The organism is Proteiniclasticum ruminis (genome assembly GCF_900115135.1).
GTDB classification, from domain to species: Bacteria; Bacillota; Clostridia; order Clostridiales; family Clostridiaceae; genus Proteiniclasticum; species Proteiniclasticum ruminis_A.
On record NZ_FOVK01000002.1, the window covers coordinates 200735 to 217636 of the forward strand.

The window sequence follows — 16902 nt, forward strand, 5'->3', positions numbered from 1 at the left end:
GATGTCTTCTGGGGGTTTTTACAGTTTTTTTTGTTTCTAAATACTTTATGCTTCTTTACTTTCCTTCAGCGCGGTGCGGATGAGTTTGATGGTATTGCCGCTGTTTCCGTAGTTCAGCGTACCATAGCGGTAAATCTTCACGCTGAGCAGCGCAATGGCTGCGGTGGTTCCTAAGAGGATGCCATAGGACAGTGCAAGCTCCAGATAGGAGATGCTGTTGATGGCATAGCGCACAAACATGGCCATGAAAGAAGTGAAGGGCACATAGGAGGCTACTTTCAGCACCAGGCTCTCCGGGAAGTTCAAGGTGAAGAGGGAGATGAAGTAGGCCGCCATGGAGAACATGGTGACAAGGGTCGTTGCCGAGGGCACATCCTCCACTTTGGACACCAGTGCACCAATGCTGGCGTAGAGGAACAGCAGCAGGAAATACCCGGTGGTGCCGAAGAACAGGAAGACCAGAAGGAGCTTCGGATCGATGCTGAGCTTCAAAAATTCCTGGATCTCCGGACTGTAGTTTCCTCTGTTCAGAAGATAGCCGCCAAAAAGGGAAAGTGCGATGAGACCCGCCTGGAGAATGCCTGCAAGACCAGATGCCAGGACCTTACCAATGATCAGGCTGTTTGGGTGAGTGCTGGTCACAAGGATTTCCATGGTGCGGTCGCTTTTTTCTCGGGCCACCAAAGTAGCCACATTGTTTCCGTAGAACATGACAATCATAAAGAGCACAATGATGAGGGCATACACCACATAGTAGTTGTTTTGAGAATCCTTTCCAAGGACCTCTTCTGCACGTTCGATGCTGATGCCTTGGAGGATCTCTTTGACTTCAGAAGGGTTGTAGCCTTCTTTTTCCAAAGCCAGGTCCTCGTTATAGCTTCTCAGCACCTCATCAAAGAGGAAATCCCCACCGGTGAACATGGATACATTTTTTACCACAGCGGTATAAGAAGAAGGGGAGGTGACGATGTAGCCGCTGTCCATGGTGCCGTCCAGGACCTTTTCCTGAAGGTCTTCTCTGGAGTTAAAAAACTCCAGGGTAAAGCCGGGAAGCCTTTCTTTCAGCACATCTTCTTCCAAGGCGCTGTTTTCAATGACGATCCCAAGGGTGCCCAGGTCTTCTCCTGGCTCTTCAACGGGCGTATCTTCACCTTCAAAGGCCTTCATGATGGTGGGCACGGATGTGCCGATGAGGGCAAGAAGACAAACAATCAGAGTCGTGATCACGAAGGATTTCTTTTTGAGAAGTCCTCGAAACTCAAACTGAAAGACGGTCATTAGATTCTTCATTATTTTTCACCTGCCGTTTCCACAAATATGTCTGTGAGGGTGGGGTAATAGGGAGAGAAGCTCTCGATCTCCACATTGCTGTCCAGAAGGGGTCTGAGGATGGCATCGGATTCTGTGTTTTCTGCCATGTGGAGGATATAGGAAAGCTTATCCTTTTTGAGATCCTTCAGTCCGTGGGGAGAAAGGACAGAATACAAAGTGTCTTCTGACGCGGAGGTTTTCAGCCTCAGTCTGTCTTTTCCACGTTCTTCTTTGATTTTCTGAAGGCTGCCGTGGAGAACAATCTCTCCTTTGTTGATGAGGGTAATCTCATCACAGAACTCTTCCACATAGGACATCTGATGGCTGGAGAAGATCACCAGCTTCTTTTTCTTGATGAGCTCCAGAATGATGTCTTTCAGCACCATGGAGTTCACCGGGTCCAGTCCGCTGAAAGGCTCATCCAGAATGACGATGTCGGGGTTGTTCACAAGGGCTTCCACAATCTGGATCTTCTGCTGGTTTCCTTTGGAAAGAGTCTCGAGCTTTTTCTTCTTGTATTCCAGAAGGTCTACTCTGCCCAGCCAGTAGTCGATGTTCGCCTCGATTTCTTTCTTCTCTCCGCCTCTCAGCATACCGAAGTAGCGGAGCTGGTGGCCGATTTCCTCTTTGGGATACATGCCCCGTTCTTCTGGAAGATAGCCTACTTTATAGTCGTCTGGATTGAAAATTTTGCCGTCCATGAGAAATTCACCGGCGTCCTGCTTGAAGACGCCCATGAGCGCGCGCAGGGTGGTGGTTTTACCTGCACCGTTTCTGCCTAAGAATCCCATGGCTTTGCCGCTTTCCACCTGAAAGGAGATATCCTTCAGGATTTTCTGACCGGAAAAGCTTTTGTGTATATTCCTGATTTCCAGTTTCATACTGTCACCTCATTTATTTCGATTTGTGATACTGTTAACAATATATACCATGGATATGAGAATGTCAAATTCATGCATGTGGAAGGTCGCTCTCTTCTATTGATAGAAGACTCTTTGATGGCGAAGTGTCAAAAAATTATAAAAGAAGCCGCGGCGTAAGGAAGATGTCCTCAGGCCGTGGCTTCACAAAAATTACAGGATGGAGTCTCTTGTCATGAGAATCATGGCAGAGTAGGGTTTCAGAGTAATGGAGGCTTCTTTGGTGCTCCATAGAGGCAAAATGCCAGCCTCATCCTTATCCAGAAGGACATCCCAGTGAGCACTGGGGATTCTCAGTTTAAAACTGTTCTCCCCACCGTTGAACGCCACCAGAAGGGTGTAGAACCCGTTGGGGTCTTTCAGGGTATAGGAGATGAAGTTTCGGTCTTCCGGTCCGTAGAAGCTGAGGTATTTTCCAATCTCTTCTGCTGTTCTCAAGCGGAATGCAGGATACTCCTTACGAAGTGCAATGAGTCCTTTATAGTACTGGACCACATCGATGTTTCTGGACTTCTGGCTCCAGTTCAGCGCATTTACCTTGTCACTGGAACGGTAAGAGTTGTGGTCTCCACCCTTGGTTCTTAAAAACTCCACGCCTGCATGAAGGAAGGGTACCCCCTGACTGGTGAGAACGATGGTGTTGGCAAGCTTTGCCATGTCTTTCAGAGTTTCTCTGCTGGCGCCTTTGTTTGCGGCCTCCAGCTTGTCATAAAGAGTCAGATTGTCATGGGCGGACACGTAGTTGATGCTCTGCCCTGGATTCTGTGCCCAGGGGAAATCCGTATAGAGGATCCTTCTGTAGTTCACCTGGGGATGGTTTACGGCACCGGTGATGCCGAATTTCACAGATTCTCTCTGTCCTCTACTACTGACAAAGCCGCCTTTCTCATTGAAGAACACATGGCCTTTGATGCCGTCCCGGATATCATCATTGAAAGCGCCAATGCCGGTCACCTGACTGATGTTTCTCTTCACCAGACGGAGGTCTTCATGTAAGGGGCTGTTTCCGCCAGTCCAGCCTTCTCCATAGAGAAGAATGTCCGGTTTTACAGATCGAAGAGCTTTTTCAATCTCTCTCATGGTTTCTGTATCATGGATGCCCATAAGATCAAACCGGAAGCCATCCATTTTGTATTCTTCCACCCAGAAGAGCAAAGAATCGATGATGAATTTCCGCATCATGGGTCTTTCTGAAGCGGTTTCATTGCCACAGGCAGATGCGTCTGTGAACTCTCCACCACTGCTTCTATGGTAATAGAGGGGCACGGTTTTGTGGAAGTTGGAGGTCAGTCCGTCGTAGGTGTGGTTGTAGACCACGTCCATGATGACGCCCATACCATGTTTATGAAGACTCATGATGAGGCTTTTGAGTTCCCGGATTCTAGAGGCGGGATCTTTTGGATCGCTGGCGTAGGATCCTTCGGGAACGTTATAGTTGAGAGGATCGTATCCCCAGTTGTAGGCACCGTCTTCTCCAAGCTCATCCAAGGCGTTGAAGTCAAAGACAGGCAGGAGCTGCACATGGGTGACACCCATCTCTTTCAGATGGGAGAGTCCGGTGCTGTGTCCTTTTTTGTTTCTGGTGCCTTCTTCGGTGAAGCCCAGGTATTTTCCCTTTGCCTCAATGCCGGAATCCTCGTGGATGGAGAGATCTCTCACATGCACTTCATAGACCACGGCGTCCACCGGATTCTCAAGAAGGGGAACCTGGTGGGACCTGAAGTTTTCAGGATCCGTTTCTTTCAGAGAAAGAAGATAACCTTTTTCTCCATTGACGCCAACACAGGTGGCATAAGGCCCAGGGGTATGGGTTATTGCTTCTTCATGATGTACCTCAAAGAGGTAGTAGTGGCTGGAGGCCATGAGGGGCAGTCTCAGAAGAAAGGTGCCCTTTTCGCTGCGCTCCATGTCGTAGGTGAGAAAGGGGGTCTTTTCGTCTGCCCTGTTATAGAGCTGGAAGTTCACCTTTGTGGCCATGGGGGCCCAAAGACGCACATGGATGTGGTCTTCTTCATATTGGATAAAGAGATCCTTTCCTTCATAGGTGAGATTCTCTTTAAAGAATTCTGAGTCGTAAAAGTCCGTCAGGCCTTCGAAGTTCGGAAGAATCTTTGGAAGGGTTGTGAGTTCCCCGTGGACGGATGTGGGAAATATTTTTTCTGCCATGTAGTTTTCGTTCCTTTTTTCTTAAAAATTCCTTGGAAAAACGCTGCACTTTTTCAGCGGATCCCAAGGGAAAGTCACAGGTTTATAATACAGAATAATCCTTGATATCTCAAGGATTATCTAAAAAATATCCCACTTGTTTCAAATAGGAATTTCCAGTATGAATGTCCTAACGTATGTGGATGGATCTGATTTTTTTTTGTTTCTATAAAGCTTGAGCCTTAAGACCTTTAGAGGCTTGGTGGAAAAAATTGCTGATTTTATGAGGATTCTATGAATTTTCCCCTTGACTATTTAGGCCGAACTGGGTAGAATAATACATGTGATAAAAAACAGGCAGATGTGGCGGAATGGCAGACGCACTATCTTGAGGGGGTAGCGGGCAACAGCTCGTATGGGTTCAAGTCCCATCATCTGCACCATTTTTTATTATTTTTTTTGCTCAAAATTCTATACCTGCAGATGTGGCGAAATTGGCAGACGCACTAGACTTAGGATCTAGCGCCGAGAGGCGTGGGGGTTCGACTCCCTTCATCTGCACCAGAAAAAAACTCTTTGTGAAAGCAAAGAGTTTTTTTGCGTGTTCATCCTTGTGTGAGTAGTTGAATAGAGCACAGGGTGATATCTCCATGTTAGTGTATATAGATATAAATAATGTAAACAGTAAGTAGTTTATAAAAATTAAAATAATTTACAAATAGGGTTAAAAGATATAATTTTTCTTCGATATCTATACTGTGGTAGGATTGCCACGGATCTCTTTTATAGAGATCCATGCTTCTTTTTACAAGAAGCAGAGTATGGATGCAGGAGTGAAGACATGAGGATAAGTCAGAGTCTGTTCTATGGGGACCATCTGAGAACCATAGGACAGAATAGAAAGAAATCAATGGAAAAGCTCAGTTCCGGGCTTGCCATCAACCGGGCGGGTGATAATGCAGCGGGTTTTTCCATCAGCACAAAGCTGAACGCCAAGGTGCGGGGCATCAGCCAGGCGAGAAGAAACATCATGGATGCGAAGGGCCTCCTTGATGTGGCAGAGATGGGACTCCAGGGGGTGAATGAAGCACTCCACAGGATGCGTGAACTCTCTGTTCAGGCAGCGTCAGGCACCCTGTCGGACCTTGATAGAAAAGTGATTCAGCTGGAGATGGATGAAGTAAAGAAAGTGATTTCCAGTGCGGTTCGAATGACAGAGTACAATACACATAAACCCCTAGCGTCAAACCAAGCTCAAGGTATAAATAGAATCACAAGAACAGAAATGAAATCCATGGGTCTTGTAAATGAATCAAAATATCTGGAAGTAAAAGAAATGACCATCGACAATCGGGAAGATGTATCCATTGGTGCAAAGGAGACAGTTTTCGCACAGACATCAAAAGATATCAATTCGAAGGGATTCTCAGATGGTACGTTGGTAAAACTTGCTACGAACCAAATCCAGATCGATGAACGGAAAGTGTATACAGAAAATCTTGAAAGACCATCTTTTTTACAAAAAAACAGTAGATTGGTTACGATCGAGGGGGTCTCCAAAAGCGCCCACAATTTCGAAGACAGTTCAATAAGAATGGAGTATTCGGGTTCCACGTTAAGTGCATTTATCAAGAACAAAGGAAGTACAGTTGAGACAAAAGTAATCATTGGCTATGATTTTGACTGGAGCAAGGGCTTTGGTGGATTATCCCTATCAGAGAGCGGCAAGGAACTCATATACTATACTACTTCTGGAGAAATCAAACAGAAAACAATTAATTTTAATACAGATGATCAGAAGATTACCATCGGAACCGGAAGCGGATATGCAAAAATAGAGTATGCATACCGGCTGGAAAAAAACTTGTTTCCTCAATTTGAAGGGGATAACCTGTTCACTGATATTGGGGTATATAGCAGAAAAAATTCCAGTTTAAGTGTCATAGACAAGTACTCAGAAGACACAGGTCATACTTTTAACGATTATTATAAATACGAAAACGACATTCTTTATGTGCTCGATAATTATAACAGTACTCACGAATATTCTTATCGGGATTATCGGGATGATTCTGGGAATCTAGATACAAGTGTATATAAAGTCAGAATTCCATCTGATATGAAACTTTATAATTATCGGGGCGAATCAGGTGCCATCAGTCTTAACGTTACAATCAGAAAGAATGGAGAGAGCACCTATCGCGTAGAAACACTGGATAGCAGCAGTTTTTTAGCTGAGCGACCTGGTCCTGAAGAGTCGGTGAATGGTGTATATGTTGATCTTGATAGTGGGTATCTGGAGTTTTACGGAAACCTCAGGCCACAGAATACGGAACGATTGAATGTTTTTTATTCCAGTTATTCGGAAGATCCTCAAATCACAGTAGATCCGTTTATCGAAGAAGATAACCTTGAAGCATCGGCAGATACAGATAAGGCTCTCCGGGTATATTATAGGGAGAATGGTGAGATGAAAGAGATCAGTCATCAGATGGATGATGCAGATACAGATTCATTTCATTACTCTTCAGAGACGGGAGTGATAAGAATCAATGATGGTATAAGAGCTGATTTTAGAAGTATTAATTCAGTAGGGATACCAATCTATCAGGCGTACTATTTTGAAAACTATGGAGATTACGCTTCTTCAGAATACAAACTATACCATTATGAAAACAATACAAAATATGAGCTGAATCCTGATATTTATGATGTTAATCATGATGGGAAGCCAGATTCCATAGAGATTTATCGGAAAGAAGGGTTGGAAGAGACTCTGCTTCAGTATGGAGTTGACTATACATACAACAGTACGAATGCTTCCATAATATTTACCGATGCCGCTCAGAAACTAAATGCGAGTAATAAATATAATGAAAGCTCTAGATTCATTGTGAAGTATATGAAAGATTATCAAGTGGATTCCCCGAATTATCATATAAAGATTCCATATTTAGACTATGTTGATTTCTATGAAAAAGAGGGTTCGTTGAGTCTGGGGGTCTTTGACCAGAACAATCGTGAGATTGACTTTATAAAGGACTCGTCGGATCTAGTTGGGAAAAGTGGATGGTATTTTAATACAGACACTCAAGAAGTTATTCTTGTGGGGGATGACAGACCTGAAGTAGGAGATCACATCACAGTCAGATATCTGAATACCATAAATAAGAGCATGGGTATGGAGAACGATTCTTTTGATCATTCTTTTTCCGGAGTTTCTTTGGATTTGCTTTACAATGAGGCAAACAGTGCCATAAAGAACCTCAGATTATACCGGACAAACTCAGAAGGAAAGCTGGAAGAAGTGGAGCATGATGGTGAAAATGGATACTTATATAATGGAACACAGATTTCACTTCATGGCGAGAGCAGACCTATGTTGTTTGAGGGATTGCCGCTAAAGATTACGTATATCGGTGGGAAGTCCGAGTTTCTAGTAAAGGAAGATCACAAACTGAATAAGCTCTATGTGGATGGTGTTGAAGTCCATGAAGCGAATGAGAGTAATGGGTTTAACGGATATCAGATTGTTGATAACAAAGTTGTGTTAGTTGGTGATGCAAGGCTGGATGCGGCTTTGGATAAACCAGGATATGTCCTTAGTGCTTCTTGGTTTCCTGTAGAGAATATTGTGTATGATGACAGAGGTATGGGGTTTGACCCATATAAGGACCAATGGATTTCCTCTGAGAATTTCGAGTCCTTCATTAATAAAGAAGATATGAAGATCACGATACGAAAAAATGGACTAAATGCAGTAGAGGAAAGTTTTCTGGATGAAAACGGAAATCTGCTCGAATTATACTTTGAACTCGAAAATGGAAAGGTAGTTCTCTCGGACCAGCTCAAATTCAGGTTTAATGAGTATGACATTACATTAGATTACGCTGCAGAGTTCATAACTGAATTTATGCCTCAATCCTACAAATTCCAAGTGGGGGCAAATGGTGGTGATTCATTTCAAGTCAGCATAAGCGCCATGGAAAATATGCTTTTCACCACAGACCAGCTCCGGCTGGACACCAGAGAGTATGCAGAAGAGACCATAGGGATCGTGGATCATCTTCTATATAAAGTACAGTCTGAGATGGGCTCTCTAGGAGCGACTCAAAACAGGCTGGAGGCCATATCGAACAATCTTGCAGTGCTGGAAGAGAATACTACCTCTGCCATGAGCAGAATTATGGATGTGGATTATGCTAAGGAGATGATGGTTCAAATAAAAAGTTCAATTTTAGAACAAGCTGTCATCGCTCTGCAAGTACATCAGCTAAACAACAGTGAGAGTATATTATCGCTGATTTCTTGATAGGTATTATAAAAAAATAACAAAGAAAATGAAAAAAGCAATCTTTCTGAAAATGAGAGGTTGCTTTTTCATTTTATATATTAATATCACTATAATAAGATGGTAAATATTTAAAAACAATTTTATCAATATCCGTATAAACCATGAAATGAGTCGGATTGAATCTAAATATAAACTATGATATTATTATAGTAACTTTTTAAGAACTTATTCAACATAAAAAATATGATTTAAACTATTTACGGAATGGATGTGTTTATAAGTATAAGTATAAATATATATAATGAAGTGTTATTTAAGTGAGTACAAGTGACATCATTAAAACGGGGGAGAACGTATGCCATATTATCATTTCAAAAAAATCTGGACACCACTGGAGATGTTTGGTCTGAAACTATTCAAAGAAACCGAAAAGAAAGAGGTTTGGTATAGCTTCAGAAGCAACAGAAAGAGACCATTATTCAGATAAACATATTGTGTGTTAGATCAGCAGGCCGATTCAGGGAAACCTATAATCGTCCTGCTGATTTTTTAAGTTTGTGTGAAGTACGATAAAATAATATTGACATTAGTGTACGTCATACACTATAGTATGAGTAAGAGGTGATGAGAATGAATACCATGGATGAACTGCTGAATTCGTTTCTGATTGAGCTGAAGCGTGGAACCTTAGTGCTGTCTGTCCTCAGCCAATTAAGTGAAAAGGAATATGGCTATTCTCTTGTACAGAAGCTGGAGGATAAGGGCGTGCCTATAGAGCCTGGAACGCTGTATCCGCTTCTTCGCAGACTGGAGAAGCAGGAGCTTCTCACCAGTGAATGGGATACCACAGAAAGCCGTCCCAGAAAGTTCTATGTGCTGAGTGAAAAAGGAAGCCGGGTTTTTACAGTCTTAAAGAGTGAATGGCTGGGACTTACAGCCACCATGGACGATCTGCTAAAGGAGGGAAAGTAAAATGGAAATGATGGAAAGATACATTTATGCCGTAACCAAATACCTGCCAGAAGCCCAAAGAGAAGATGTGGCCATGGAGCTGAGAGGCAATATCCTCGACATGCTGCCGGAAAGCCCCTCAGAGGAAGAAGTGCTTAAGGTTCTGAAGTCGTTAGGAAGTCCAAGAAAACTCTCAGAAGAGTATAATACCAGGAAAAGATATCTGATAGGACCTTCCTACTTTGATAAATATCTGGAGGTGCTGAAACTTGTGGTCAGCATCGTCATGATTGTCCTTCTAGTGGTGAATCTGGTTTCCTTTGTTTTTGGCACATCTACGGAATCTTTCGGAGTGGGAGAGATTGGACGGCTCATTGGCACAATCATTTCTTCCAGTATTTCAGGAGGACTTCAGGCTGCTTTCTGGGTCACCGTATCCTTTGTGATACTGGAAAACACGGCTGCTGAAGAAGGGTATCATGAACTCTTCAAAAAAGAGTGGTCTCCTAGAGACTTGGCGCCTGTACCTTCCAGCACATCCCTGAAGATCTCCAAGGTGGAGGCTGCCATTTCTTTGGTGGTCACCGTCATCTTTATGATTTTCCTCTATATGGGGTCCGACAAGTTTGGCATCTTCTGGATGAAAGATGGAGGCACCCTGGAGAATATTCCGGTGTTCCACTTAGAGAGGCTGCAGAGCTATCTGCCACTTTTCTGGATCTTTGCCATAGCTCAGGTGATCTTATTCATCTGGCAGATGGTGAAAGAATATTGGGACATGCCCATGGCCGTCTTCAATCTGGTCTTCGAACTGGGGTTCTGTGTCCTTGCTATTGTGATTCTCACTGACGGGGCTCTGCTTAATCCTGCGCTGTACACAGAGCTTCAGGAAAGTATGGGACTGGCGCCAGAGGTGGCGAAGGAATGGATCACAAGAGGAAAGATCTTTACGGGGGTTCTCATTGTGGTGCTGAGCCTCATTGACAGCCTCAGCACACTCTATAAGGTGCGAAAAGGGATGAGAAAAAAAGAAGCATAGAAAGAAGACCGGGAAAGCTTTTAGTAAGCTCTTCCGGTCTTTTTCCGTACAATCTATAGGATGTCTATGAGTTATAGCGCAAATTTTCTATTTGACGTGAAAGCCACGGTGATCCATTTGTCTGTCTTGATGGGATGGAGTTTTCTTTCCAGCTCTTCCCGGACAGCATCCTGTTCTTTGATGGTCTGGACCAGAGAGTGTTCATCCACAATGAAGTCAATTTCCACTCGGAGAAGCTTTCGTCTTTTGGTGACCCGCAGGAAGGATTCCTTCATTTTGTATTTTCTTTCCATCTCTTTTGTCAGTGCATCCAGATTTCGGGCCAGTTCTCCTTCTGGAGAAACACCAAGGACTTCTTTCATGGCCATACGGATGGAGACAAAAGGCACCTTGGCAAAACTTGCAGCGGTGACCAGTACAATGAGAGGATCGATGTAGTTCAGGTAGGCGGGATACACATTGAAGTGATCCAGCACGTACACCAGGATAAAGGTGACAAGAACACCGAAACTTGCGTAGGTGTCAAAAAGCCACTGGGAGGATTCTGCACTGAGAAGTCCGGACTGCTGCTTTTTAGACTGTCTTCTCAGGTGAAGATACATGATGAGACAGGCCAGGGATGAGAAGATGGCATAAAAGAGCGCCATATCTTTATCCACTGGACGGCCACCAGTTAAAATTGCATACACAGCTCCGATGACCGAAGCTCCCAGCATAATGAGGATCGCGGAGTATTTTACAATGATGACCAAAGGTTCCACGATGGATTTACCGAAGGGGAATTTCTTCCAGTCATTTTTGGACATGAACCTGGCGGAGGCGAGAGACAGATAAGAGAGCACCACACTTAATAAAGAATAGAGTCCGTCGAACATGATCATTTGGGAACGGGTATATAGTCCGGCCCCAACGCCGATGACGGAAAATAAAATGGATAGAATCAGGGAATGGGATAAGAGCCTTTTTTCTGTTACTTGTGTCTTCATGATACTTTTTGCGGTTTCCAAACTCATTTCTTTTGAGGTCTCGTCACCCCTTGGAAAGCCGCGGTCAGCACCCCTTTCTTGCTATATTTTGTTGTTTTAGGAAGCTCTCAGAGCTTCGAGAATCATTGTGTGCAGTGTGCTTTTAGAAATCTCTTCTGTAAATCCTTTGGCTTCTGTCAGGTGCACCTGCTCCGCACCATGTTCCAGAAGACCTACCAGGTAGTTGGCCAAGTGATCTGTGTCATACCCGTCCTTTAGAAGTTTCTGTTCCTGATAATACCGCAGCTTTTCAGAAAGCCATGCATAGTAAGGCTCATAGAGCCGTTCCCATTCTTGAAAAGAAGAGTAGTAGGCTGTGCCGGAATAGACAAACCCGATGAGCTTCTTATGTTTCCTGGTCATGGAGAAGGTCAGGTCTGTGATACTTCCTAGAAACTCTTCCAGGGAGACGCTTGAGACTTCCGGAAACTTTTTCGCTTCAGAAAGAAGGTCTTCAATGATGGACTGGGCGATGCTGAGGACCAGGGCGCTTTTTGACTGGAAATAAAGATAAAAGGTGCCTTGGGCAACCCCTGCTTCTTTCACGATCTGGGATACGGATGTTTTCTCAAATCCGTGCTCACCCATGAGATGAACCGCGGCGTGGAGTAAAGCTTCTTTCTTGTTCATGGCAACTCCTTTTTCTGCTGGCTACTGAATGACTGTCAGTCATTTTCCTTACCATCATATCACAGAGTCGAATTTTGGTCAAAGCTGCCCGTAAACTTGACATTTTGTTCATAGATTCTTCGGGAAAGGAAAGGGGCTCCCGTGCTATACTTTGGCTAAAGGAGATGATGTTTCATGGATTTATCAAATGTACTTGGTTCCCTTCTTTCCGAAGGTCAGACCATCGAGGAGATTGCGAAAAAAGTGGGTGCCAGACCAGAAGAAGTGCAGAAAGCGGCAAAACTCAGCGTTCCAACTCTTGTGGAAGCGCTGAATAAAAATGCCAAGGATGAAGAAAAGAGAGCTTCACTCAATAAGGCTCTGGAAGACCACAGCGAAGACAATGTGGAGGATCTTCAAAGCTTCCTTGGCAGCATGGATCTTCAGGACGGTCAGAAGATGCTGGGGCATATTCTGGGAGGAAAGAAAAATCAGGTGGAGAGCAGCATTTCCAAGAGCTCGGGTTTATCCTCCAGTCAGGTCACAGGACTTCTTGCCATGCTGGCTCCGGTTCTCATCGGCATGCTGGGAAAGAAGAAAAAGGAAGAGAATATCAGTAAAGACAGTCTTCCAGATCTCACGGGTTCTCTCGGAAAGATCTTAAGTGGCGGCAGTGGCAACGGCCTTATGGATATGGCAAAGAACATTCTGGACAAGGATCAGGATGGCAGCTTTGTGGACGACTTGATGGGGGGCTTCTTTGGGAAGAAATGATATGTATGGCCTAGGTGTCATGAAGATCTTTAAAAATGCAGTTAGTTAAGAATAAATAATATGAGTAGAAAATAAAATGAGCGATTGTATTGTTGCAGTTGCTCATTTTACATATGGTTTGATCGACAATAATGAAATAAATAAGAAATAAAAGCATAGTGAAATTAGTGGATTAATTTGGTCTTATTAAAATATAATAGTACTGAGCCTGAATGATCTAACATACAAATTAATGCAGTTGTATTTTTGATTTCTAAAATACTTCTTGTATTCGTTCAGTTCGACAATGAGAGAATACTCGCGTTTGATTTTTAAAGAAAAGTTGTTGACTAAGTATCGTAGCCAACAAATAAAGGGTAATATTTATTTGATTCACTAGGTTTTATTATAGTTCTTTTATATTAAAAGCTAAAAAGTGAAGATTTATGAACTATGTTAACCTAAAACAATACATCTGAATCGTTTGTAAGAAGAGCGACCAGAATAAGAAAGTCGGGTTAAGGTAAAAATGAATTTCACACTTTTTGGGTTTGTGTTATACTTTTAATAGTGAGAATCTTTAGTGTTATATAGTATTTGTAGTTACTTGAATTGTGGTAAAGGAGAAGTATCTGCACGTATAATTGGAATAAACCAATTTGTTTTATCTTAAATTGAGACAACCTGAACGGAGGAGAACAATGAGACTATCTGCGGATCAGTTAAGTAGAATTAACATTTCAGGATATAAATCAATAAAGGAAGCCAGCATCAAACTCAGAAAAATAAATGTTGTGATTGGCAGCAATGGGGCTGGAAAGTCAAATTTTATTTCTGCTTTTACCTTATTGCAAAACATTCTAACACAGAATTTGCAAGTATTCGTTGCACAAAGTGGATTGAATTCTTTATTTTATAATGGTAGAAAAGTAACTGACGAGATTGCTTTCCAGGTTTTTTTTGGAAATAACTCATATGGATTTAATTTAATTCCTACTGATGACAATAGAATTATATTCAGACGAGAATATTTTGGTTATTATGGTACTTTTGAAAATAAAAGTACCGTTGCAGGAGGCAATAGTGAATCCATGTGGCAATCTGGGGTAAATAATAGCCTTGATGATTATATTAAACCCATCCTTTCTAAGCAAAATTGGCGTGTGTATCATTTTCATGATACGGGTAGAAGTTCTAAGGTGAAACAAGAACATAACCTGTCTAACAATCAGGTGTTAATGAATGATGCAGGAAATCTAGCTGCTTTTCTATATCGGTTAAAGGAAAACTATAAAAAAAGCTATAATGAAATTGTAGGGACCATCCAGCTCATAGCACCGTATTTTAAAGACTTTGTGCTTGAACCGCTAGAAGCAAATAGAGAACTAATTACGTTGAAGTGGCAGCAAATAGGTTGTGACGATGTTTTTAATGCTTCTCAATTTTCAGATGGAACACTTAGGTTTATTTGTCTTGCTACACTTTTACTACAACCACACGAACTTCAACCCGCAACAATTATTGTAGATGAGCCTGAGTTAGGGTTGCATCCCTACGCAATTACGATTTTTTCTGAAATGGTAAAACAGCTGTCGGACGAGAAGCAGATAATTATTTCAACCCAATCTGTTGAGTTGCTCAATGAATTCGATGTTGAAGATATTATAGTAGTAGATCGTACAGATCATGGATCAGTTTTCAAAAGATTAGATGTAAATGAACTGGAAGCTTGGCTCGAAAGCGATTATGCATTAGGTGATTTGTGGAAAAAGAATGTTTTGGGAGGGAGACTCTCAAAATGAAAAGAGTATATATTCTATGTGAAGGGCAGACAGAAGAGGCTTTTATTAACGAGCTGTTGGGGCCGTATTTTGCAAATTTATCAATTTATGTTACACCTATAATTTGCACTACAAAACGAACTACCACTAAAAAATTTAAAGGTGGTGTTAGTGACTATAAGAAAATTAAAACTGAATTAGCAATTCTTTGTAAGCAACATAAAAATGAAAAGATCACAACTATGTTTGACTATTATGCTATGCCACCCAACACACCCAATATTGGATGTGCAGAAAAAGATTTATATAAAAGAATGGAGCTTATTGAAGAAGCAATCAATAAAGATATAGAACACCAGAATTGCTTTTTTAACTTAATCCTGCATGAGTTTGAAGGTATGCTTTTTTCTTCACCCGATTCATTTACAGAAATCACTGATGTTGAAACAGTGGAAAAAATACGTGAAATGAGAAACGAAGCAATTTCCCCGGAACATATTAATAACTCTCCTGAAACAGCTCCATCAAAGCGATTAGAATCACTTATTCCTAATTATGCTAAAGTTAAGAATGGTACGTTGCTTTCCAAGAGTATTGGTATTGATATATTGATGCAAGAGTGCCAACATTTTGCGAGATGGGTGGAAAAAATCAAAAGCATAAAAGAGTCATTTTAGATTACTCTTTTATATTAGAATAAATCATTGTGTCGTGAATCAGAAACTAAATACAAGTGCCTGATTCATAATAAATGAGTAACTTGAAAAGAGAATCTCATTACTTCTTATTAGCTGGATATGGACCAAAACATTCTGGACAAGGATCAGGATGGCAGCTTTGTGGATGACCTTATGGGGGGCTTCTTCGGAAAGAAATAAAATAGATCTGCTTTTACAGAAAAGAGTTTTGACACGTCAGAGTTCTTTTCTTTTTTGGCCCATCCCTTGTATAATAGGAGTCATAAAGGGGTGGGATTCATTGAAAGAAACAGACTTGTATATGCCGGTGAAAACCTATTTTGAGGACCGCGGTTTTCTTGTGAGAAGTGAGGTCCGGGATATAGATGTGGTGGCTGTGAAAGAAAATCTTCTGGTGGGTATTGAGCTGAAGAAAGGTCTCACGGTGGAGCTTCTGACCCAAGGGACGCTTCGGCAGAAAACCTGTGACCTGGTGTATCTGGCCGTGCCGAAACCCAAACGGGTGGTGAAGAACAGAGCTTTTATGAACCTTCTCTATATGCTGAAACGCCTGGAGCTGGGGCTTCTTTATGTGGATGTGGAGAAGGGGGAAGCGGTGGAAGTGCTGGAGCCCTCCCTGTATGATCTTCAAAAAGGAAAACGCTCCAGCCTGAAAGAGAAGGTCCGGATCCTGAAAGAAACAGAGAAGAGGTCCGTGGATGGGAACAAAGGGGGATCCAGAGGAAAAAAGCTTTTAACAGCGTACCGGGAAGATGCATTAAGGGCAGCAGCACTGATCCGGGTGAAAGGACATATTTCTCCCAAGGATCTGAAAGAAAGAGGACTGAAAGGAACGCTCTTATCGAAAAATTATTATCAGTGGTTTGAAAAAGTTGGACATGGAAAATATGCCTTAAAAAGCGCAGGTGCGGTGGAAAAAGTCTATGAATCCCTGCTTCTAGGGTTCATGATGGAGTATGAGAAAGAGGATTCACTTCAGAAAGAGACGGTGGATACGGAATCCTGACTGGTTTGTCAAGGGTTTTTACTTTAGATTCTGAAGAAGTCTAGGGGAAATCGTGGAAAAAGTTAGAAAATTCATTTTTGGGGGTTGTCAAGTCCTAAATGATGAATTATGATGAAAGAGGTCACAGAACATATGACAAACTGTGATACGACGAAAAGAGGAGGTTACGAACGTGATGATGAACAATACAGTTTTGAGAAATGCAAGTGTAGTATTTGATCTAGACGCTATTGTTGCGCCTGTTTTTAGTTATACAATGAATTATACGGTATGTAACCTGAAGAGCACCTCTTTCGGATGTCTTTGCTGAGGCAAAGTAATTTTGTAGATAGATGGAAGCCACAGGCTGCATAGCCTGTGGTTTTGTTTT

13 protein-coding genes and 2 tRNA genes are annotated in these 16902 nt (G+C 42.3%); 10 read left to right on the top strand and 5 right to left on the bottom strand.

What is annotated here, in order from left to right:
* Positions 1-45 precede the first annotated feature (45 nt).
* The 3 genes from BM243_RS05585 to pulA all read right to left on the bottom strand — a co-directional run bounded on the left by BM243_RS05585 (position 46) and on the right by pulA (position 4397).
* The gene (locus BM243_RS05585) at positions 46-1290 is read right to left on the bottom strand and encodes an ABC transporter permease (protein ID WP_074911226.1); all 1245 of its coding nucleotides are present in this window, start codon (positions 1288-1290) and stop codon (positions 46-48) included.
* Positions 1290-2192 (bottom strand): ABC transporter ATP-binding protein, encoded by a 903-nt coding sequence (locus BM243_RS05590; RefSeq protein ID WP_074911228.1) that lies wholly within the window; start codon positions 2190-2192, stop codon positions 1290-1292. The genes BM243_RS05585 and BM243_RS05590 overlap by 1 nt, the downstream gene beginning before the upstream one ends.
* 192 nt (positions 2193-2384) lie before the next feature.
* Positions 2385-4397 (bottom strand): type I pullulanase, encoded by a 2013-nt coding sequence (pulA, locus tag BM243_RS05595; protein WP_083422641.1) that lies wholly within the window; start codon positions 4395-4397, stop codon positions 2385-2387.
* 336 nt (positions 4398-4733) lie between these two features.
* On the opposite strand from pulA, the gene BM243_RS05600 reads away from it, so the two are divergent.
* The 6 genes from BM243_RS05600 (at position 4734) to BM243_RS05620 (ending at position 10660) form a co-directional block, all read left to right on the top strand.
* Positions 4734-4819: transfer RNA gene (locus BM243_RS05600), tRNA-Leu, on the top strand.
* A 36-nt stretch (positions 4820-4855) separates the two neighbouring features.
* Positions 4856-4940 (top strand) — tRNA-Leu (locus BM243_RS05605).
* A gap of 277 nt (positions 4941-5217) precedes the next feature.
* Positions 5218-8688, top strand: a complete 3471-nt coding sequence (locus BM243_RS05610; RefSeq protein ID WP_074911229.1) for a flagellin N-terminal helical domain-containing protein — start codon at positions 5218-5220, stop codon at positions 8686-8688.
* A 337-nt stretch (positions 8689-9025) separates the two neighbouring features.
* Positions 9026-9157: a hypothetical protein gene (locus tag BM243_RS15480; protein ID WP_278335440.1), complete on the top strand. Its 132-nt coding sequence runs from the start codon at positions 9026-9028 to the stop codon at positions 9155-9157.
* A 143-nt stretch (positions 9158-9300) separates the two neighbouring features.
* Positions 9301-9642, top strand: a complete 342-nt coding sequence (locus BM243_RS05615; protein WP_074911231.1) for a PadR family transcriptional regulator — start codon at positions 9301-9303, stop codon at positions 9640-9642.
* A gap of 1 nt (position 9643) precedes the next feature.
* On the top strand, positions 9644-10660 hold the full coding sequence (locus BM243_RS05620) for an HAAS signaling domain-containing protein (protein WP_074911233.1): 1017 nt from the start codon (positions 9644-9646) through the stop codon (positions 10658-10660).
* Positions 10661-10731: 71 nt separating this feature from the next.
* Here the strand turns inward: BM243_RS05620 and BM243_RS05625 are convergent, their stop codons facing one another.
* Together BM243_RS05625 and BM243_RS05630 are read right to left on the bottom strand one after the other, a co-directional pair.
* Positions 10732-11673: a cation diffusion facilitator family transporter gene (locus BM243_RS05625; RefSeq protein WP_083422642.1), complete on the bottom strand. Its 942-nt coding sequence runs from the start codon at positions 11671-11673 to the stop codon at positions 10732-10734.
* Between the two features lie 69 nt (positions 11674-11742).
* Positions 11743-12315, bottom strand: a complete 573-nt coding sequence (locus BM243_RS05630) for a TetR/AcrR family transcriptional regulator (RefSeq protein WP_074911234.1) — start codon at positions 12313-12315, stop codon at positions 11743-11745.
* 174 nt (positions 12316-12489) lie between these two features.
* Here BM243_RS05630 and BM243_RS05635 point away from each other — a divergent pair, with 174 nt between their 5' ends.
* From BM243_RS05635 to BM243_RS05650, 4 genes are all read left to right on the top strand, one after another.
* Positions 12490-13068 carry a DUF937 domain-containing protein gene (locus tag BM243_RS05635; RefSeq protein WP_074911236.1) on the top strand — a complete coding sequence of 193 codons (579 nt, stop codon included), beginning with the start codon at positions 12490-12492 and terminating at the stop codon, positions 13066-13068.
* 680 nt (positions 13069-13748) lie between these two features.
* Positions 13749-14849: an AAA family ATPase gene (locus BM243_RS05640; RefSeq protein ID WP_074911237.1), complete on the top strand. Its 1101-nt coding sequence runs from the start codon at positions 13749-13751 to the stop codon at positions 14847-14849.
* Positions 14846-15505, top strand: coding sequence for a DUF4276 family protein (locus BM243_RS05645; RefSeq protein ID WP_074911239.1), 660 nt, complete (start codon positions 14846-14848; stop codon positions 15503-15505). The genes BM243_RS05640 and BM243_RS05645 overlap by 4 nt, the downstream gene beginning before the upstream one ends.
* 301 nt (positions 15506-15806) lie before the next feature.
* Positions 15807-16532 (top strand): DUF2161 family putative PD-(D/E)XK-type phosphodiesterase, encoded by a 726-nt coding sequence (locus BM243_RS05650; protein WP_074911240.1) that lies wholly within the window; start codon positions 15807-15809, stop codon positions 16530-16532.
* Positions 16533-16902: the final 370 nt, after the last annotated feature.